Consider the following 18,102-nt stretch of genomic DNA (forward strand, 5'->3'; position numbering starts at 1 on the left):
GTTAGATCACATGAATTCAACCTTACCGCCAAGCTCGTGTTTGACCATTGGCGACGTAATGACGTACTGGCATCAACAGCAAGCAGAGCACCCCTTTTTATATGCTCCCGAAACTGATGCTGTGCTGACCTATGGTGAGTTAGCTCAAGAGGCGCAACATCTTTTCACCTGGTTTGATGAGCAAGGTATTAGTGCGCACGGGCATGTGGGTTTATTTATGCATAACGGTCGCCAAACAGCGAGTGTTTTTCTGGCGACGATGGCGACTGGTCGCGTTGTCGTGCCAATGAATTTATTGGCACCAATAGATCAACTTGCTTGGGTGTTTGAGCACAGTGAAATTGAAATATTGTTTTATGCGCCTGAGAATAAAGCCCATTTATGGAATGCATTAAAAAAAATTCAAGCTAAATTTAAGCTAGTTGAATTAGACCCTGATGCGGCTCAGGGCCCATTTATGAGTTCAGCAGCGGGAGTTTTGCCACAGCTCAGGGCTCGTGATCCCGCTTTATTAATGTATACCTCTGGCACAACTGGCACGCCTAAGGGTGTGCTTCTAAGCCACGCTAATGTTCTCTATGCTGCCAAGACCGTAAGCGAGTGGCATGGGCTTACTCCAGCAGATACTGTTTTAAGTTCTTTACCGATTTATCACATTAATGGGCAAGTGATTGCGACAATTTCCCCCTTCTTTTCAGGGGGTGCCATTGTTGCGCCACATCAATTTTCGGTGAGTAACTGGTGGCAGGTAGCTATCAAGTATCGGTGTACTTGGATAAACATGGTGCCAACCATTATTGCTTATTTAATTAATGCAGCTAAAGCAAATGGAGTGGATACTCATTTAGCGGCGCAATTAAAACGAATCCGTTTTGGGCGTTCGGCTTCAGCACCGCTGCCACCCGAGCATCACCGCGAATTCGAAAGTCTATTTGGCATTCCTGTGATTGAGGGGATGGGCATGACTGAATCAGCCTCGATGGTATTTTGCAATCCGCAAGATGGTCCTCGCCGTTACGGCAGCCCTGGCTTACCTTGCGGGGTTGAAGCTAAAGTTGTTGATCCCGCTGGAATTGAATTAGCTAATAAGCAAATTGGTGAGGTCTGTTTACGCGGCGCAAATGTAATGCAAGCTTATTTCCATGGCGAAGCTGAAACAGCAAAAGCTTTTGCTACTGATGGCTGGTTAAAAACGGGCGACTTAGGCCTGCGAGATGATGATGGTTTTTATTTTATTACTGGCCGTTTGAAGGAGTTAATTATAAAGGGCGGCGAAAATATTGCGCCACGCGAAATCGATGAGGCCCTGTTAAAACATCCTGCCGTTCTCGATGCGGCTGCAGTCGGAATACCTGATGCGAACTATGGCCAAGAAATTTTGGCTTGCCTTGTTTTGCGTCCTGATGCTCATTGCACAGAGATTGAAATGCGCAATTTTTGTTTGGAGCACTTAGGCAAACTGCGCACACCTAAGGTGATTCTTTTTGTTAATGAGTTACCGCGTGGCGCCTCAGGAAAAATTCAGCGCTTAAAGTTACTCGATTTGCCCGGTGTAGCCAGTTCTACTTAGGGTGAGTTTTGGCTTTAAATAAATGGTGAGAGAGTAGCGAAGTAAAAATACCCGCCAGAATTGCCCATTCTAGTGAAATTGTAATGGTTCCAATAAATGTAATGACCATAGGTAGCCACTCTTTTGCCCCATGACGAAATTCTTTACGAATCTCTTTAGGATCAATTAAATTCCAAGCGACGACTAGTAATAAGGCGCCAATAACGGGATAAGGGAGATATTTAGCGAGCGGACCAACAAAGGCCAAAATAACCATTAAAAAAAGTGCCGCACTAATAGCTGATAAGGGTGTTTTTGCACCAGCAGATAAATTCACGCCAGTGCGATTAAATGAGCCACTTGCGGGGTAAGCCGAAAAAAACGATCCGGCGATATTGGCTAAGCCTTGACCAATAAATTCTTGATTGGCATTAAAGGTGTCTTTTGTTTTTAGCGCAATCGCCCGGGCGATGGCCATGGCCTCAGTAGAGGCTAATAAAGCCATGATTAAGGTTGGACCAAATAATTGATTCAGGGTATTCATCTCTAACTGCGGAAAGGATATAGCTGGAAAAGCTCCTGGAATGCTACTCACGCGCTTAAAAGGGTCGAGCTCGGGGTAGAGGCTTTCGATATAGAGGGCAATAAGGCTGCCAATAATTACCGCCACTAGCATGCCAGGGAACCAGCGATTGAGTGGACGCCAGACAATAATAATTAAAATTGTTGCAATCACTAAACTAAGCACTGCGGGATGCCAAGGGTTTTGCATGAGGGCTAAATAGAGCTCATGCAGGGTTTCATGCGGGCTAATGCCCCGCGGAATAGCAAAACCTGTAACAGTGCCAATTTGACTATTCATAATCAGGATGGCAGCGCCTACAGTAAAGCCCACAATTACAGAGTGAGGCACTTTTTCTACCCACTTACCCACACCGCCAAATCCTAATGTAATTTGAATCAGGCCAATTAAAAAACTCAGGGTGAGTACTAAGCCAACGTATTCTGCCGACTCTGGGGTAGCGAGGGGGGCCATTAAGGCCATGGTTGTTAGGGAGATGGCATTTGCTGGTCCCGTAACCATGAGGCGACTTGAGCCAAATAGGGCAGCAATTAAACAAGGTACCATCGCGGCATAAAGACCATATTGGGGTGGCATACCAGCCAACATGGCAAAAGCAATACCTTGCGGCAAAACGACTACTGCACCAGTTAGACCTGCTAGTAAATCAGCGCGTATAGTGCCAGGGGTTTTATATTCTGGTAGCCAGCGTGAAAAGGGCAGTTGAGGCATGGATGAATTTAAATTAGCGATTGATAATTAATTATATCAGCCGCTTTTTCAGCAATCATCACTACGGGCCAGTTGGTATTGCCCGAAACTAGTCGTGGCATGATAGAACAGTCGATGACCCGTAAACCAGTAACGCCGCGAACCCGTAAATCGGCATCGACTACCGCCATCGAATCATCAGCAGTACCCATTTTGCAGGTTCCAGAGGGATGAAAAATAGTTGCGCCAGTTTCGCGACAAAACGCCAAAATTTCTTCATTGCTTTGGGGATTATTGGGCTTCACTTCGCGGGAAATTAAATTACTCAGCGGTTGGGTCTGCGTAATGCTACGAGCAAATTTGACGGCGGCAATACTAATATCACGATCAAATTGGGTGTCTAAATAGTTAGCAAAGATGCGTGGCGGTATGAGTGGGTCAGCCGATTGAATGTGTACATATCCTCGTGACTCTGGGCGTAACTGACAAACCGACATCGTAAAACCGGAAAAAGGGTGAACTTGTCCTCCAGCCATATCTGCCGAGAGCGTGCCTAAATGAAATTGAATATCCGGCCTACTTGAGGTGGGCATAACTTTAGTAAATAAACCACCTTGGTTAATGCCTATCGACAGCGGGCCACCACGAAACAGTAACCAATCTAAACCCATTTTTACTTTACCGAAGATCGAACGTAGCTGATCATTGGTCGAGATGGGTTGATTTAATTCATAAATTAAACGGTATTGCAAATGGTCTTGTAAATTTTCTCCCACGCCTGGTAAATCTTGAACCAGCGGGATACTCAATTCTTGCAGCAACTTCGCTGGACCAATACCAGAGAGCTGCAATAGTTGTGGGCTTTGAATCGCACCAGCGCATAAGAGCACTTCTTTATTCGCTTGTAGCGTGATTTTTTTACCTTGGCGGAAAAGTTCAACCCCACTGGCTTTGCGACCTGTAAATAAAATCCGTGTGGCCTGGCTGTTGGTAAGCACCGTTAGATTCGAGCGCTTACGCGCAGGGCGCAAATAAGCGACTGCAGTGCTACAGCGCAAACCCTTATGGGTTGATAGCTGGTAGTAGCCAACACCTTCTTGCGTGAGATTGTTAAAGTCCTCGGTAGTAGGAACGCCGAGGGCATTAGCAGCCAGCTTAAAGGCTTCCACCAAGGGATGTTTTTTGGGAATCGACGAAGCCTTTAATGGCCCTTGTTGTGAGTGCAGTGGTTCACCTAGGCGATCATTTCCCTCAGCTTTTTTAAAGTAGGGCAGTACGTCATCCCAGCCCCAACCGACATTACCTAAGTCACGCCATTGGTCGTAATCTTCCTTTTGCCCGCGAATAAAAATTAAACCATTAATTGAACTCGAGCCTCCAAGACATTTGCCTCTTGGCCAATAAATTTCCCGGTTATTCATGCCCGGTTCAGGCGCAGTATTAAATTTCCAATTAACCCTGGCGTCCCACATGGTCTTGCCGTAGCCAATTGGCAAATGAATCCAAGGCAAGCTATCTTCTGGACCGGCTTCAAGTAAGCAGACGCGATTCTGCGGATTGGCAGATAGTCGATTAGCTAGAACACAACCTGCAGATCCACCGCCAATAATGATGTAATCAAACTGTTGGTTCCTTAAGGAAGTCGCTTTAGTCATATGGCGATAGGCCTTAAACCTAGCATTTCACGCGCTTGCTTGCCGCTTGCTACAGGGCGACCGCGATCACGCGCCATTTTTGCGACCCGCGCAACTAGTTCCGCATTATCTTTAGCAACCCGGGTTTCATCGTAGCGTAGATTATCTTCTAAGCCCGTGCGTACATGGCCTCCCAGCTCTAGCGCCCATTCATTAACCGTTAATTGATGTTTACCAATACCCGCTGCTGTCCAAGTGGCAGTGGGCATCACATCTTTTAGTTCTTTTATTAAAAATTCTAAAATAGAGCGCCGTACCGGCATTGCATTCGGAACTCCCATGACAAATTGCACATGAGGCGGTGAGTTAAGCAGACCTTTTTTAACTAAATTCGCGGCGTTGTAGAGCATCGCTAAATCAAATATTTCAATTTCCGGTTTAATTTCATATTTCAACATCTCGCTCGCCAACCCCTCAACAAAATCAGTCGGATTTTCGTAAATACCTACTGGAAAGTTCGTTGAGCCGGTTGCTAAGGAAGCCATATCGGGTCGATGGAAGAGCATCGCCCCGCGCGCAGCTTGATCGCGACCACGACCACCAGTAGAAAATTGTACGATCATCTCGGGACAGTATTTTTTTACACCCTCTTGTACTGCGGCATATAGGTCTGGGTTAGAGCTGGGGCTTTCATCGGGGTTGCGCACATGAATATGTACCAATGAGGCTCCAGCTTCATAGGCTTTCTGAGTTTCTTCGATTTGTTCTGGCGGAGTAACGGGCAAACCCGCGCAATCTTTTTTGCGCGGAACTGCGCCAGTAATAGCAACGGTAATGATGACGGGTTGATTCATGAATACTCCAAAAAAATTAGAATAAGGTAATTTATTGGGTGAGGCTATTTTCTAATTCCAACGCTGCGGCACGTAAAATTGCGACCGATTGCTCGGCGAGTTTTAAGGTAAAACGCGGTGTTGGGCCATGGGCCGCTAATGCAGCAAACACCTTATTTTTAGCGTCACGCACTGGCACGGCAACACAAATAGACCCCTCTAAATATTCACAGTTATCTAAGGCGTATGCGCGGGTACGAATTTTATCAATTTCCGCCATTAATGTGTTGTAGTGGGTCATGGTTTTAGAGGTGTGACTTTGCAGCGGTTCTGCCCCAACTATTCGTTTAATTTGTTGGTCGCTCATGAAGGATAAAAATAATTTACCGCTAGCAGTGCAATGCAATGGCACATGCATACCTGGGTCGATATGCAAGCGAATCGGCGCACTCGTTTCGATGCGATCAAGATAAAGCACTTCATTGCCATCCAGAATATTAAAGTTACATGTTTCTCCTACCGCTTCTACTAAGCGCTTCATAACCGCAACCCGTTGCGAACGAATTGAGTCGGCTGAGAGGAGGCTTAGGCCCATGAGGCGAAATTTTGCGCTGGGCTGAAAGCGACGACCATTTGGGTCGCGCTCGACAAAACCTTGTGCTACTAAAGTATTTAACAGTCGGAAGGCGGTAGGTTTAGCCAAGCCAATACTGGAAGAGATATGTTCTAGGGTAAGTGGAAATTCTGAGTTAGCAATGACTTCCAAAATGAGCAACACTTTTTCCGCCATGCTGGATTTGCTGCCTTCTAGAACCGTTACAGAAGCTAGCCTGCTTGAAGTTTTGGTTGAGACCGTACTAAATTTATGCATTTTTATTGTTTACTTGGCTTAAGAGGGGTTTTTAGGTATTTACCCTTAAATCATTTCATCTAGTGATACTTTATATTCCATTAGAGAAAAGATCAATCAAAAACTACTGTCATGGCAATTAAAAAATCACCACTTACTAAGGCTAGCCCCAAATTGAAGCCTAAGACCAAGACTAAGCTTAAGACCAAGACTCAGCCTAAGACCAAGAAATCGATTACGCCAGTTGGCACTATTTCAATGCAACAAGTGAAAGAAGTGATTGGCCTCATTAAAGATGCCGGTCATTTCAATACCTTTTCTTATAAAACACCAGAATTTGAAATAGAAATCGAAGTTGGAAAGAAGCGCTCGTCTGAAGTTAGCTCCGCTGCTAGCCCATCAGGAGTGACTCTAGCCACAACTCCTCAAGCTGCAGTAGCTAATAAGCCAAGGAGCCATGCGGGTCTTTACGAGGTCTTAAGCCCAATGGTGGGAACTTTTTACCGCCGGCCCAATCCTACTGCACCGCCTTTTGTCGAGATTGGCGCGGAGGTAAAACCCGATACTCCAGTGTGCATTGTCGAGGTGATGAAGCTACTCAATACGATTGCAGCTGAACACGCTGGAAAAATTATCGATATCTGTGTAGCTGATGGCGAAACTATTACAGCAGGTCAAGTCTTAATGGTGATCGAGTTGTGATGTTGAAAAAACCCGTCACGCAGGGCCACTCAGCCCCATTCCAAATGATTGATGTCACGCTGCGCGATGCGCATCAATGCTTGTGGTCAACCCGCATGACCACCGCGCAAATGTATCCAGCTCTAGATAATATCGATCGAGCAGGGTACGGCTATATCAATATTTTGGGTGGCGCGGTGTTTGATGTGATGGTGCGTTTCTTGCGTGAAGATCCATGGAAACGCATGGCATTTCTTAGTCAAGAACTAGAAACGCCTACCGATGCCTTAACTCGTGGACAAAGTATTTATACCTTTGAATTATTTCCTGATGATGTAGTTGATTTAAATATCGCCTTATTGGCAGAATCAGGCGTTAAGGTGCTAACGGTTTACGACGCGCTCAACGATAACCGCAACATTACTTCTTCGATTGCCTCAGGTAAAAAACAGGGGATGCTGATTAATGCAATGCTTACTTATGCATTAAGCCCAGTACATGACGATGCGTATTTTGTGGCGCGCGCCAAAGAGCTAGTGGACTTAAAAGTCGATTTTATTTCTGTTAAAGATCCTACGGGCTTATTGACTCCAGAACGTGGCGCGACTTTATTTCCCGCACTTGTTGCTATAGCCAGGGGCATTCCTTTGAAGTTACATTCCCATTGTCAGTCGGGTTTAGCCCCCCTAGTGTATGAAGAAGCAATTAAAGCCGGCTTTAGCTATGGTTACGTTGCCACAAACTGCTTGGCTAATGGCGCATCATTACCCTCGGTGAATGAAGTTTTAGCTAGTGCAGTGCGTCTCGGTAGGGCGCCTAAGATGAATTTGTCTGCCTTGCAAGAGGTTGATGAGTATTTCGATTGGATCTGTACGCGCGATAGTTTGCCTCGGGGTGAAAAGCTAACCTATGACCCAGCACTATATGAGCACCAAATTCCCGGAGGCATGATCTCTAATCTGCGGGCGCAGTTAGCAACTCTGGGCATCGCCCATCGAGAACAAGAAATCTTAGAAGAAACTGCGCAAGTGAGAAAAGACTTAGGCTATCCCATTTTGGTCAGTCCTTTTGCCCAGTATATTGTGACCCAAGCTGTACTCAATGTGATGCAGGGTGAACGCTATAAAACGATTCCAGATGAAGTGAAGCTCTATTTGCGCGGGCATTACGGAAAATTGGCAGGTCAGGCGAGCACGGAAGTAATGGCGCGCGCTGGGGTGGAGTATGACCCAAGTCAGCGACCGGGTGATTTCATCAAACCTGCTTTAAGTAATTTAAGAAAGCAGTGGGGTAAGTCGGTGTCGCGCGAGCAGCTTTGCCTGCATGCCTTTTATCCTCCCAATTTAGCCTTAGGCCTACAAGATGGTACTCTAGCAGCTCTCAAGCAGGGTAAGCAGTTGCAGCCTTTTTCTGAGCTCATGAAGTATTTGGTTCAAGGTAAGGATTTTTCAAGCGTTAAAACGCGGTTTGGTAGTGTAGAGTTAAGCTTTTCGACTTAAGGGAATCAAAATCATTTTGCAGTAGACTTGTTTATCAAAAGCAGTATTTTATAAAAATTAAGATAGGAGATAGCTATGAAAGCATTAACGATTTCTCGCAGAGTATTTAGCGCTTTAGCCATTGCCATGGTGGCCGGCTTAGCTTTACCAGCTGCTGCCCAAACTACCCAATTTACTGATTATGGCTGGCCAGAGGGGGCGGATGAAAAAATCTCCCCTAAATCTATTGCCTGGCTTAAAGAAAAAGGCTGGTGGCCAATTCAGGTGGCGTTTCAGCCACCTTGGTCTGGTCAAAATACGATTAATTTAGTCATGGATAAAAAAGGCTTGTTGGCTAAGCGTGGGGTCGAGGCGAAGTGGCAAGCCTTCCCTTCGGGCCCAGCGATTAATGAAGTGATTATTTCAGGGCGTTTTCAATTTGGTAATGGCGGTAATTTTCCCTTCACTACTTTAGTGGATAAAAATATTCCCGTTAAAACCATTGCCGTGATCAATGTGAATTTGTTGCATGCCATGTTGGTGCCAACTGATTCAAAAATTAAATCTATTAAAGATTTTAAAGGTTCAAACCCACCTGCTACTGTTGGCATTGTGACGGGTTCTTCTGCCGAGTTTTATATTCAAGCAGCGGCAAAGGCCAATGGCCTGGAAGTTGGTAAAGATATTATTTTGAAAAATATGCCTCCCGGCGAACAAATGGCAATGCCTAAGGGAATTGATGCAGTCGTTCCTTGGGATCCAACGCCAACGATTATGGTGAAGGAGCGTAAAAATGCCCGCATCGTCAGTGATAGCTTCCCTTACAATATTTATGAGGGCACCTTCTATGCGCGTCAAGAAATGATTGATAACGCACCAGACGTGGTACAGGCTTTTACCGATGCGATTGCTGAGGCTACTTTATGGATTCGCAAAAATCCGGATGCTGCAGTAACGGCAATGCAAGAAGATCCTAATCTGAAGAATTACTCCACAGAAATTTTGCGGCAACAGGTTTCTGCTTATAACCTCTTATATAAGCCAAACTATATATATCCTATTCCTTTATTTTGGGGTCGCGCCAATGAGCCAATTTATAACTGGCTATATGAAAGCAAGCGAATTCAAAATAAGCTCACGGGAGTCGATTTTGCGCGCGCTGTAGATACCCGCTTTATGGATAAAACGTTTTCTAAGTTAGGTTGGAGTATTCCCAAGCAGCCGTCTTTCTTGCCAGCTAATTGGAGTACGCCAATGGATAAAACGCCTTATCCAACGTATATGACGTCACTCAATACGACAAAACCTCAGCCTTTCCCTGAAAAGGGTGATTTAACTAAAGACTGGTCGTTTGATGGCAAGGTATACAAAAAATAATGCCTTTTTTTCATTCAGTTAAGCAGTTACGGCGTTTAATTCTGCTCTTGATATTACTGGCTGGCTGGGAGTTTGCCAGCCGGTATATCTTGGATAAAACCCAGGCTACACTTTTACCACCGCCTACTGGAGTATTAAATGGCGCAATTGAATTGGGTTTTTCTGGTGAATTATGGAAACACATCCGTGATAGCTTAGCGCGTGAATTTATTGCTTTTTGTTATGCCAGCGTAGCCATTCCGCTAGGTATTGTGATGGGGTGCTTTAAGTGGGTGAATGAACAGGTTGATCCCATTATTGAAATTTTGCGACCCATTCCGCCCATTGCGTGGATTCCGTTGAGTATTTTATGGTTTGGTGTGGGCAATACCCAAAACCAATTCATTATTTTCTTAGGTATTTTCTTCCCGATTCTATTAAATACCATTGATGCTGTGAAGAATATCGAACCTAATTTAATCCGCGCAGCTCGGTGTTTGGGTGCACGTGGATGGAATGTAATCACGCGGGTGGTATTACGTGCCGCCTTGCCGCAAATTGTCACTGGTATCCGTATTGGCCTGGGAGTGGGTTGGATGGCTTTGGTTGCCGCTGAACTAGTTGGCGCTAATTCTGGCCTTGGTTTTTTAATTAATGATGCGCGAACAGTGTTGCGTACCGACTATATTTTAGATGGCATGCTGGCGATTGGTCTCATTGGCTTGACACTAGATCGGCTCATTCGTTATGCCGCTAAAAAGTTTATGCCATGGTCACGTGCTTTAAATGCGTAATGTTTTCTTAATGGATAGTAATTAAATTAATGTCAGCTTTAAAAGTAGAACACCTTAGTAAAATTTACCCCGCACTAAATGGTCAAGGCCAAGCGGTTCAGGCCTTGGAAGATGTCTCATTAGAGGTGAATAAAAACGAGTTCGTCTCGATCTTGGGTCATAGCGGCTGTGGCAAAACAACCCTCCTGAATTTAATTGCTGGTTTTGAGGTGCCTACTGCCGGTCGAATCGAATGCGCAGGTAAAGAAGTAAAAGAGCCCGGCGCAGATCGTTCGATGGTTTTTCAAGACTATGCTTTATTTCCTTGGCTTACTGTGCGTGACAATATTGCGTTTGGCCTTAGCATTAAGGGCATTGATGCGGCAACAATCAAAAAAGATGTCGAGCATTTTGCCGCTCTAGTGGGTCTTAGTGCCTTTATTGAAAGCTACCCCCATCAGTTATCAGGTGGTATGCGACAACGGGTATCGATTGCTCGTGCCTTAGCAGTTGATCCTACGGTATTGTTGATGGATGAGCCTTTTGCAGCATTAGATGCCCAGAATAGGGCGATGATGCAACAAGAGATGATTCGCATTTTGGCTGAAGAAAGTAAAACCGTTGTACTAGTAACACATAGTATTGAAGAGTCAATTAATTTATCAGACGTGATTATCGTCATGACACGTAGGCCTGGCCGCGTTAAAAAAGTTATTCGCGTGCCAGAACCCAGACGCATGGTAGAAGATACCCCTAGCTATCTCGAAGTGCGCAAGCAAATTCGTGACTTAATTTCTGATGAGCATGATTTAAGTGATGTTAGTTGAATTCATTTGATTGGTTTGCAATCGCCCTGTTAGCAATTTCCGCTACCTTAGGGGGATTATTTCGGCGCTTAAGTGGTTTTGGGGGCGCGATGGTGATGTCACCTTTACTAATGGGCTTTTTGCCCTTGGCAGTACTCATTCCTGTGGTGATGTTCATCGAGCTTCTTGGCGGCGTCTGGTTAGCTCGAAATTGGCGAGTTGCTAAGGAGGATCGCCCCCGTATGTATCGCTTACTTTTAGGCGCGGCTATTTTCCTGCCGATTGGCATTTTAGTGAGCACGCAATTTTCAGTGCAACTGCTAAAGATTGGGGCTAGCTCCGCAGTACTATTCTTTGCGCTTTATTTATTATTACAACCCCATGTGCAGGTTAACTTATCGAAGATCAAGGATAACTTAGTAGGTTCGGGCGCTGGCCTCTTGTTGGGGTCATGCGGTATTGGTGGGCCGGTAGTTGCACTATATTTAAATGCGAGTACGCTAGAGTTCACTCGCGCCCGCGCACTACTATCGCAAGTGACTTCAGGTATGGCGCTATTTGCCATTATTACTGCCAGCTTAATTGGTAGCGATTTAACTTGGCTCCCTTTACTTTTAGTGGGTCTGCCTGCATTCTTGCTAGGTTTTTATATAGCCCACCGTATTGATCAGGAGCACCTCATTAGCCAAGCGAAGATTAAAAAAATCTGTCTTTATCTTTTAGTTGCGAATGCAATTTTTAATTTAGCTATCAGTGCATTAATATAAATTGGAAATCATCCTTACCTTAGTAGCAGCTGCGGCGATCGTTTCATTGGCCTATTTCATTTTTGGCATTACTGGTTTTGGTTCATCAATTGTCTCGGTGCCATTATTAGTCCAGCTATATCCTTTGCAAACCGTAGTGCCGCTAATTGTAGTTTTAGATTTATGTGCCTCTTTTTATCAGGGTAAAAAGTCATTTAAGCAAGCAAGTTTTAAGGAGCTATATTGGTTAGCTCCTTTTACCTTAGTAGGAATGGCAATTGGTGTTACTTTATTGTTAGATGCCCCTAAGAGCCCCTTGCTAATTACCTTAGGAATTTTTGCTGGCTTGAATGGAATTCGTATTTTGGTGGGCCGAAATTCCGCCATAGATAAGACGATTTCGCAGTTTTGGTCTATTCCCTTTGGGGTAAGTGGGGGTATTTTTACCGCCTTATTTGCCACTGGCGGACCCATTTATGCTTCGTATTTGGCTATGCGTATTCATGAAGCAGCTCAGCTAAGAGCGACCATGACGGCAATTATTTTTTCTCTAGTTCTATTACGTTTGCTGTTGATGATAATTACGGGCCTCCTTTTAAAGGCAGATGTTGCATTATTAGCCTTATTTTTAATTCCCTTTATGGCTATCGGCGTTTGGGCAGGCACTCGGGCACATATCGGTATTCAATTAAGTACATTAAAGTTAATATATGGTTTGATCTTATTATTATCAGGCTGTGGTTTACTATTTAGAGAGGTGTTTTAAATGTTGAGAAATTATCTTTCTTCTAAGAGCATTCAATTAGGCCTATTTCTTATCATTATTGGCCTCACTAGCAGTATCAGTAGCGCGGTATTTGCGCAAAATTTTCCTGATAAACCACTGCGCTTAATTGTGCCATTTCCTCCTGGCGGACCAACTGATATTGTCGCTAGGCCGCTCGCGCAGTTACTAGGAGATGAGCTCAAGCAGCAGGTGATTATCGACAATAAAGGTGGTGCTGGCGGCACGATTGGCGCAGATTTTGTGGCCCGTGCTGCGCCAGATGGTTACACGCTTTTTATGGGTACAGTTGGCACCCACGCGATTAATCCTAGTTTGTATAAAAAATTATCCTATGATGCTATTAAAGATTTCACCCCGATTGCATTAGTTGCTAGTGCGCCGATTGTGATTGCCGTTAATGCCAATAGTTCGATTAAAACTTTAGATGATTTAATTAAACAAGCCAAGCAAAAACCAGAATCGCTGCAGTTTGGCACGGCGGGCAATGGTACCCCTGGGCATTTAACTGCAGCTTTATTTGAATCTACTACGAAGGCAAACCTAAAACATATCCCCTATAAAGGTAGTGCTCCAGCCGTTACCGATTTGTTAGGAGGTCAAATTGATTTGGTTTTTGACCCAATTCAATCAGTTTTGCCCCATATTGTTTCGGGTAAATTGCGCGCCCTAGCGGTAACCAGTAAAGTACGCTCGCCAGTGCTACCGGCCATTCCAACAGTAGCAGAGCAGGGCTATCCCCAGTTTGAATCGATCGCATGGTGGGGTGTATTTGCACCAGCCAAATTACCCAAGAATGTTTATACCCTGCTCAAGGCCGATACTGAGAAGATTGCCGCTTCAGCAACCTATAAAGAAAAGCTAGGTAATTTAGGCGTGGTGCCAAATACCGATTTTAGTGAACCATTTGCTGATTTTCAGGCGAAGGAACTAAGCAAGTGGGCGCGGGCAGTGCGTGATTCGGGTGCGACGTTAGATTGATTAGTTCGTCATAAACCTGTAACATATTTCCATTATTATGGAAATATGAAAAATAGTGAAGCTATCCAGGCATTTGTCGCCCTAGGGCAAGAAAGTCGTCTCAATATCTTTCGCCTAATTGTGCAAAGGGGTGATATTGGCTTAACGCCCACGCAAATGATTGAAAAATTGGGCATTCCTAATGCAACTTTAAGTTTTCACTTAAAGGAATTGGTGCAGGCAAGTCTATTAGTGGTTGAGCGTCAAAGTCGCAATTTAATTTATCGACCTAATGTCGCCTTAGTAACGGATCTAAGCGAATTTCTTTTGGAAAATTGCTGCAGTGGCAAGACGTGCGCTATTAAAAGAGTAAATAAAAAAGTAGCCTGTAAATGAAGCCATACAACATCCTTTTTTTATGTACCCATAATTCAGCCCGCTCGATAATTGGAGAGGCATTAGCCTCTACGCATCCCAGTGGGAAATTTAGAGGGTTTTCTGCAGGCTCTACACCGGGTACCAGCGTAAACCCAATCGCTGCAGACATTGCTGAAGAATTGGGAATGGATCGGACTTTATTGAAATCGAAAAGTTGGGATGTCTACGGTGGGCCTGATGCCCCCAAGATGGATTTTGTGATTACCGTTTGCGATAACGCTGCTGGTGAGGTTTGCCCATTTTGGCCAGGGCAGCCAGCTACTGCGCACTGGGGCTTTCCTGATCCATCTCAAGTGCAGGGTACAGATCTAGAAAAGCGTAAAGCATTTAATGACGTGAAGAATGGCCTTAAAAGGCGCTTAGACATAATGGCTGCTATGCCTTTAGAGAAACTTGATTCGATCAGTTTGAAGGCAATTCACACTCAAGCATGAAAACTTACGCAAGCGAATTTATTGGCACAGCTTTACTATTAGCCATCATTGCCGGCTCTGGAATTATGGGTGAAGCTTTGGGTGGTGGTAATGATGCCGTGGCTTTACTAGGTAATAGCATTGCCACAGGAGCAGGCTTATATGTCTTAATTACCTTGCTTGGACCAATATCAGGAGCGCACTTTAATCCGGTTGTGAGTTTAATGTTCTGGAAATTAGGTCATATCAACAGAAGCAAAATGCTTGCCTATTGGGTTTGCCAATTTACTGGTGCGATTGCCGGAATTTGGTTTACCCATTTCATCTTTAGCTTACCTATTTTGCAAGAATCCAGCAAAGTCAGAACCGGCCTAGGCATGTGGGCTAGTGAATTTTTTTCAACCCTAGTTTTACTTAGCGTCATTTATCTTGGCGATCGAAGTGCGAAGGACCGTATACCCATGTTAGTTGCCCTAACAGTGACTGCAGGCTATTGGTTTACTTCATCTACTTTTTTTGCAAACCCGGCCGTAACAATAGCAAGAAGCCTAACCAACACCTTTGTCGGGATCGCTCCAGCCGATACCTTAGGCTTTATTGCTGCTCAAATTGTCGCAGTAGTTCTACTAGCGCTATTCTTAAAGCGTTAATCTCTTTGATTTCATTCAGTTTTTTGTTTAGCCCTGGCTTTGGCAAATTACTTCGATCCCCTTAAAGATTAATTTATACTGTTATAAATTAAGGGTATATACCTTGCGGGGTTAAAAGCGCTTCTAGTGTTTGTAATTATTCTTTTAAGGCTATAACAATAATGAAATTAAACCAAAAAGAACAAGCCATGCTAGCTGGTGAATTTGGGCCAGTAAAGCAAATGGCAATACAGCATCAAATTAAAGTCGGTGATTTTTTTGAGGCTGAAGATTTTGTTGAGGTAGCGCAGGCGCACATTATGGCCGACACAGAAAGTCTTGGCGAGGCTGGGGTAGTTTGGCTTGAGGGCTTAGCGAAGAACTCTTCTAAAGATCGGGTGGTTAGCATTCCGACGATTACCGACCCACGGGGCACAGACTTTACTAAAGCCAAGCAATTAGGTCAAACCGAGAAAATGCTTGATCTCGAGCGGCGTGCTATCGCCGCCTTTGTGAAGATGGGCGTATCGATGACTGATACCTGCATAAATTACCAAACCATCATGGCGCCGATTTATGGTGAGCATGTGGCTTTTGGTGATACGGGTGTTGTCATTTATTCAAATTCAATTTGTGGTGCACGCTCCAATTTTGAGGGTGGTCCATCGGCATTATCAGCGGGCTTAACGGGGAGAACACCGCGTTATGGCTATCACCTCGATTCCTATCGTCGGCCATCGCAACGATTTTCGGTTGACTGGATGCCAAGCTCATTAAATGAATGGGGTGCTTTAGGCGCTTATATTGGTAAGCAAACAGGCAATTACTGGGCTGTACCCATTTTGGAAGGGGTGAGTGCAGTACCCACTTCAGATAGCCTCAAGCACTTTGGGGCGGCGATGGCCAGTTTTGGTTCTACAGCACTATTTCATATTGCTGAGATTACCCCTGAAGCACTGAGACCACAAGATTTAGGAATTGATCAACTATCGCCAAACAAGATTGCTTACTCAGATGTGATGGCTTTGCAAAGCTCGTATCGAGTAACTGATGACGTGGACGTAGTCGTTTTTTCAGCGCCACAGTTAAGCTTAATTGAAATGCGTTCGGTAGCTGATTTATGTGCAGGTAAGCAATTTAAAATTCCTTTACTTGCAGTGACTAGCCCGCAGGTCAAAGCAGATTCAGACCGCATGGGGCTTACTAAAACCATTGAAGATGCTGGTGGCACCGTATTTTCTGGGATGTGCTTTTATCAATCGTATGCCAGAGAAATTGCCACCGCCAATGGCTGGAAGCGGCTTGCTACCAATAGCGCAAAAATGGTCAATATATTAGGTGGGTATGGATACATTCCGATGTTGGCTTCAATGGAAGAGTGTGTAAGAGCAGCTGAGACAGGAAAATTATCATGAGTGCAATTTATTATGCCAAGCATGCCTTAGGCAATATTGTTGAGGGCGAGTGTTTATGTGCCAGCGATGGTTTCTCGGCGCGCTACGATCTAGACCGAATTAATGGCACCTTCTCTAGACCCAGTCATAAGCTATTTGGTAAATCGTATAAGGATAAAATTTTAGTGCTCGATACTGCTAAAGGCGGTGTTGCAAGTGCTTGGATGTTGTATGAAATGAAGTCACGCAATATTGCCCCATTGGCCATTATTTTTAATTCTGTAAATCCAATCTTAGTGCAGGGCGCAGCGCAGGGCGATATCAGCATGCTGAGCGGTTTTACTGAAGACATTACTCAGGCCTTACAGAGCGGACAAATTTTACGGGTTGACCCCAGCAAAAAAATGCTTGAAGTGCTTAATGGGGCAGATAATTAAGTGAAGTTATTCTTAATAGCCTGACATTTTTTAACATCTAAAGAAGTGCGAAAATAATATGCGGATTAAATTCAAATTTTTATTGCCACTTTTGATTTTAGTTGCTAGCTATGGAACTGCTGCTCTTGCTCAGACCTCTTATCCAGATAAACCCGTTAAGATTATTGTCCCGTTTCCGCCTGGCGGCGCAACCGATGTTGTTGGTAGAGCCCTAGCGGTAAGGCTTAGTCAACTATGGAAGCAACAAGTGATTGTAGAAAACAAGCCTGGAGCAGGCGGGAATATTGGCGCAGACTTAGTCGCTAAAGCTCCAGCTGATGGCTATACCTTGCTCCTAGCTTCGCCTGCTGAAATCACCATCAACCCGTATTTATATGCCCAGATGCCGTTTGATCCCAGTCGAGATTTTATTCCGGTAGCTCGCGTTGCCTCATCACCTTTAGTTTTAGTGGTGAATAGCAAGTCAGCAGTAAAAAATATGCCTGAATTACTTCAAATGATTAAAACCCAAGGCAGTAAAGTCAATTACGCCTCTTCTGGAAGTGGCGGACCACAACATCTAGCGGGTGAACTTTTTCAATTAATGGCCGGCATATCGATGACGCATATTCCCTATAAAGGTGGAGCTCCAGCAATTACCGATTTGTTAGGTGGTCAGGTCGACTTATTTTTTGCCGGTATTCCACCAGCATTACCGCATATCATTGCTGGAAAATTGCGACCATTAGCGGTCACGACCCTTAAGCGATCACCATTGTTACCACAAGTGCCTACTGTTTCAGAATCAGGCTTTCCAGGTTTTAATATTGAAAATTGGCAGGGCATTTTTGCTCCTAAGGGAACAAATAGTCAGATTGTCGATAAGATTGCTGCAGATATTTATGTAATTGCCGCAGAGAAAAATTTTTATGATCTCTTATCAGCGCAAGGCGCAGTTCCTGCACCACTATTGCCCAAAGAGTTTGCAGTATTTGTGAATGCTGAGGCGCAAAAATACAGCAAATTAATTAAGGATTCTGGGGCTAAGCCAGACTAATAAAGCAACACATTCATGAGACACCATGAGTG

General features: G+C 44.5%; 19 protein-coding genes. 15 read left to right on the forward strand and 4 right to left on the reverse strand.

The annotated features are described in order from the left end of the window. The first annotated feature begins 10 nt into the window (after positions 1–10). Positions 11–1,570, forward strand: a complete 1,560-nt coding sequence (locus LZT21_RS04215; protein WP_233989339.1) for an AMP-binding protein — start codon at positions 11–13, stop codon at positions 1,568–1,570. Here the strand turns inward: LZT21_RS04215 and LZT21_RS04220 are convergent. Genes LZT21_RS04220 through LZT21_RS04235 form a run of 4 tightly spaced genes read right to left on the reverse strand, consistent with a single transcriptional unit; the run spans position 1,563 to position 6,160 of the window. Further along, positions 1,563–2,843: a SulP family inorganic anion transporter gene (locus tag LZT21_RS04220; RefSeq protein WP_233989341.1), complete on the reverse strand. Its 1,281-nt coding sequence runs from the start codon at positions 2,841–2,843 to the stop codon at positions 1,563–1,565. The two genes, LZT21_RS04215 and LZT21_RS04220, sit on opposite strands and share 8 nt — an antisense overlap. An 8-nt stretch (positions 2,844–2,851) precedes the next feature. Beyond that, entirely contained in the window at positions 2,852–4,477 is a 1,626-nt protein-coding gene (locus LZT21_RS04225; RefSeq protein WP_233989349.1) for a GMC family oxidoreductase, read from the reverse strand. After that, positions 4,474–5,310, reverse strand: coding sequence for a 3-keto-5-aminohexanoate cleavage protein (locus LZT21_RS04230; RefSeq protein WP_233989351.1), 837 nt, complete (start codon positions 5,308–5,310; stop codon positions 4,474–4,476). Before LZT21_RS04230 ends, LZT21_RS04225 begins: the two co-directional genes overlap by 4 nt. 31 nt (positions 5,311–5,341) lie before the next feature. Then, on the reverse strand, positions 5,342–6,160 hold the full coding sequence (locus tag LZT21_RS04235) for an IclR family transcriptional regulator (protein WP_233989353.1): 819 nt from the start codon (positions 6,158–6,160) through the stop codon (positions 5,342–5,344). Between the two features lie 111 nt (positions 6,161–6,271). Between LZT21_RS04235 and LZT21_RS04240 the strand changes: the two genes are divergently transcribed. The 14 genes from LZT21_RS04240 (at position 6,272) to LZT21_RS04305 (ending at position 18,070) form a co-directional block, all read left to right on the forward strand. Then, positions 6,272–6,841 carry an acetyl-CoA carboxylase gene (locus tag LZT21_RS04240; protein WP_233989355.1) on the forward strand — a complete coding sequence of 190 codons (570 nt, stop codon included), beginning with the start codon at positions 6,272–6,274 and terminating at the stop codon, positions 6,839–6,841. Further along, positions 6,841–8,319, forward strand: coding sequence for a pyruvate carboxylase subunit B (locus LZT21_RS04245; protein ID WP_233989358.1), 1,479 nt, complete (start codon positions 6,841–6,843; stop codon positions 8,317–8,319). Before LZT21_RS04240 ends, LZT21_RS04245 begins: the two co-directional genes overlap by 1 nt. A gap of 75 nt (positions 8,320–8,394) precedes the next feature. Further along, positions 8,395–9,675 (forward strand): ABC transporter substrate-binding protein, encoded by a 1,281-nt coding sequence (locus tag LZT21_RS04250; protein ID WP_233989360.1) that lies wholly within the window; start codon positions 8,395–8,397, stop codon positions 9,673–9,675. Beyond that, complete coding sequence (locus tag LZT21_RS04255) at positions 9,675–10,448, forward strand: ABC transporter permease (protein ID WP_233923783.1); 774 nt, start codon at positions 9,675–9,677, stop codon at positions 10,446–10,448. Before LZT21_RS04250 ends, LZT21_RS04255 begins: the two co-directional genes overlap by 1 nt. Before the next feature lie 29 nt (positions 10,449–10,477). After that, the gene (locus LZT21_RS04260) at positions 10,478–11,254 is read left to right on the forward strand and encodes an ABC transporter ATP-binding protein (RefSeq protein ID WP_233935896.1); all 777 of its coding nucleotides are present in this window, start codon (positions 10,478–10,480) and stop codon (positions 11,252–11,254) included. Beyond that, positions 11,251–12,000, forward strand: coding sequence for a sulfite exporter TauE/SafE family protein (locus LZT21_RS04265; protein WP_233935898.1), 750 nt, complete (start codon positions 11,251–11,253; stop codon positions 11,998–12,000). Before LZT21_RS04260 ends, LZT21_RS04265 begins: the two co-directional genes overlap by 4 nt. Before the next feature lies 1 nt (position 12,001). Continuing rightward, the gene (locus LZT21_RS04270; RefSeq protein ID WP_233923786.1) at positions 12,002–12,745 is read left to right on the forward strand and encodes a sulfite exporter TauE/SafE family protein; all 744 of its coding nucleotides are present in this window, start codon (positions 12,002–12,004) and stop codon (positions 12,743–12,745) included. Continuing rightward, positions 12,746–13,744 (forward strand): tripartite tricarboxylate transporter substrate binding protein, encoded by a 999-nt coding sequence (locus tag LZT21_RS04275; protein WP_233935907.1) that lies wholly within the window; start codon positions 12,746–12,748, stop codon positions 13,742–13,744. 45 nt (positions 13,745–13,789) lie between these two features. Then, a complete protein-coding gene (locus LZT21_RS04280; RefSeq protein WP_233935927.1) occupies positions 13,790–14,119 on the forward strand; it encodes a helix-turn-helix transcriptional regulator in 330 nt (109 codons plus the stop codon). Then, a complete protein-coding gene (locus tag LZT21_RS04285) occupies positions 14,116–14,595 on the forward strand; it encodes an arsenate reductase ArsC (protein WP_233923793.1) in 480 nt (159 codons plus the stop codon). The genes LZT21_RS04280 and LZT21_RS04285 overlap by 4 nt, the downstream gene beginning before the upstream one ends. Next, positions 14,592–15,224, forward strand: coding sequence for an MIP/aquaporin family protein (locus tag LZT21_RS04290; RefSeq protein ID WP_233989367.1), 633 nt, complete (start codon positions 14,592–14,594; stop codon positions 15,222–15,224). The genes LZT21_RS04285 and LZT21_RS04290 overlap by 4 nt, the downstream gene beginning before the upstream one ends. Before the next feature lie 161 nt (positions 15,225–15,385). Further along, a complete protein-coding gene (locus LZT21_RS04295; protein WP_233989369.1) occupies positions 15,386–16,618 on the forward strand; it encodes an aconitase X catalytic domain-containing protein in 1,233 nt (410 codons plus the stop codon). Continuing rightward, the gene (locus tag LZT21_RS04300; RefSeq protein ID WP_233989378.1) at positions 16,615–17,034 is read left to right on the forward strand and encodes an aconitase X swivel domain-containing protein; all 420 of its coding nucleotides are present in this window, start codon (positions 16,615–16,617) and stop codon (positions 17,032–17,034) included. Before LZT21_RS04295 ends, LZT21_RS04300 begins: the two co-directional genes overlap by 4 nt. A 58-nt stretch (positions 17,035–17,092) precedes the next feature. Further along, on the forward strand, positions 17,093–18,070 hold the full coding sequence (locus tag LZT21_RS04305; protein ID WP_233989380.1) for a tripartite tricarboxylate transporter substrate binding protein: 978 nt from the start codon (positions 17,093–17,095) through the stop codon (positions 18,068–18,070). Positions 18,071–18,102 lie beyond the last annotated feature (32 nt).

The organism is Polynucleobacter sp. IMCC 30228, from assembly GCF_021395205.1.
Taxonomy (GTDB): Bacteria; Pseudomonadota; Gammaproteobacteria; order Burkholderiales; family Burkholderiaceae; genus Polynucleobacter.

What these genes read in the sequence shown, in the direction of transcription:
- LZT21_RS04275 (WP_233935907.1), top strand. Translation starts at nt 12,746, where the DNA reads ATGTTGAGAAATTATCTTTCTTCTAAGAGCATTCAATTAGGCCTATTT.
- LZT21_RS04280 (WP_233935927.1), top strand. Translation starts at nt 13,790, where the DNA reads ATGAAAAATAGTGAAGCTATCCAGGCATTTGTCGCCCTAGGGCAAGAA.
- LZT21_RS04255 (WP_233923783.1), top strand. Translation starts at nt 9,675, where the DNA reads ATGCCTTTTTTTCATTCAGTTAAGCAGTTACGGCGTTTAATTCTGCTC.
- LZT21_RS04295 (WP_233989369.1), top strand. Translation starts at nt 15,386, where the DNA reads ATGAAATTAAACCAAAAAGAACAAGCCATGCTAGCTGGTGAATTTGGG.
- LZT21_RS04250 (WP_233989360.1), top strand. Translation starts at nt 8,395, where the DNA reads ATGAAAGCATTAACGATTTCTCGCAGAGTATTTAGCGCTTTAGCCATT.
- LZT21_RS04220 (WP_233989341.1), bottom strand. Translation starts at nt 2,843, where the DNA reads ATGCCTCAACTGCCCTTTTCACGCTGGCTACCAGAATATAAAACCCCT.
- LZT21_RS04290 (WP_233989367.1), top strand. Translation starts at nt 14,592, where the DNA reads ATGAAAACTTACGCAAGCGAATTTATTGGCACAGCTTTACTATTAGCC.
- LZT21_RS04300 (WP_233989378.1), top strand. Translation starts at nt 16,615, where the DNA reads ATGAGTGCAATTTATTATGCCAAGCATGCCTTAGGCAATATTGTTGAG.
- LZT21_RS04245 (WP_233989358.1), top strand. Translation starts at nt 6,841, where the DNA reads ATGTTGAAAAAACCCGTCACGCAGGGCCACTCAGCCCCATTCCAAATG.
- LZT21_RS04225 (WP_233989349.1), bottom strand. Translation starts at nt 4,477, where the DNA reads ATGACTAAAGCGACTTCCTTAAGGAACCAACAGTTTGATTACATCATT.
- LZT21_RS04305 (WP_233989380.1), top strand. Translation starts at nt 17,093, where the DNA reads ATGCGGATTAAATTCAAATTTTTATTGCCACTTTTGATTTTAGTTGCT.
- LZT21_RS04240 (WP_233989355.1), top strand. Translation starts at nt 6,272, where the DNA reads ATGGCAATTAAAAAATCACCACTTACTAAGGCTAGCCCCAAATTGAAG.
- LZT21_RS04285 (WP_233923793.1), top strand. Translation starts at nt 14,116, where the DNA reads ATGAAGCCATACAACATCCTTTTTTTATGTACCCATAATTCAGCCCGC.
- LZT21_RS04230 (WP_233989351.1), bottom strand. Translation starts at nt 5,310, where the DNA reads ATGAATCAACCCGTCATCATTACCGTTGCTATTACTGGCGCAGTTCCG.
- LZT21_RS04235 (WP_233989353.1), bottom strand. Translation starts at nt 6,160, where the DNA reads ATGCATAAATTTAGTACGGTCTCAACCAAAACTTCAAGCAGGCTAGCT.
- LZT21_RS04260 (WP_233935896.1), top strand. Translation starts at nt 10,478, where the DNA reads ATGTCAGCTTTAAAAGTAGAACACCTTAGTAAAATTTACCCCGCACTA.
- LZT21_RS04215 (WP_233989339.1), top strand. Translation starts at nt 11, where the DNA reads ATGAATTCAACCTTACCGCCAAGCTCGTGTTTGACCATTGGCGACGTA.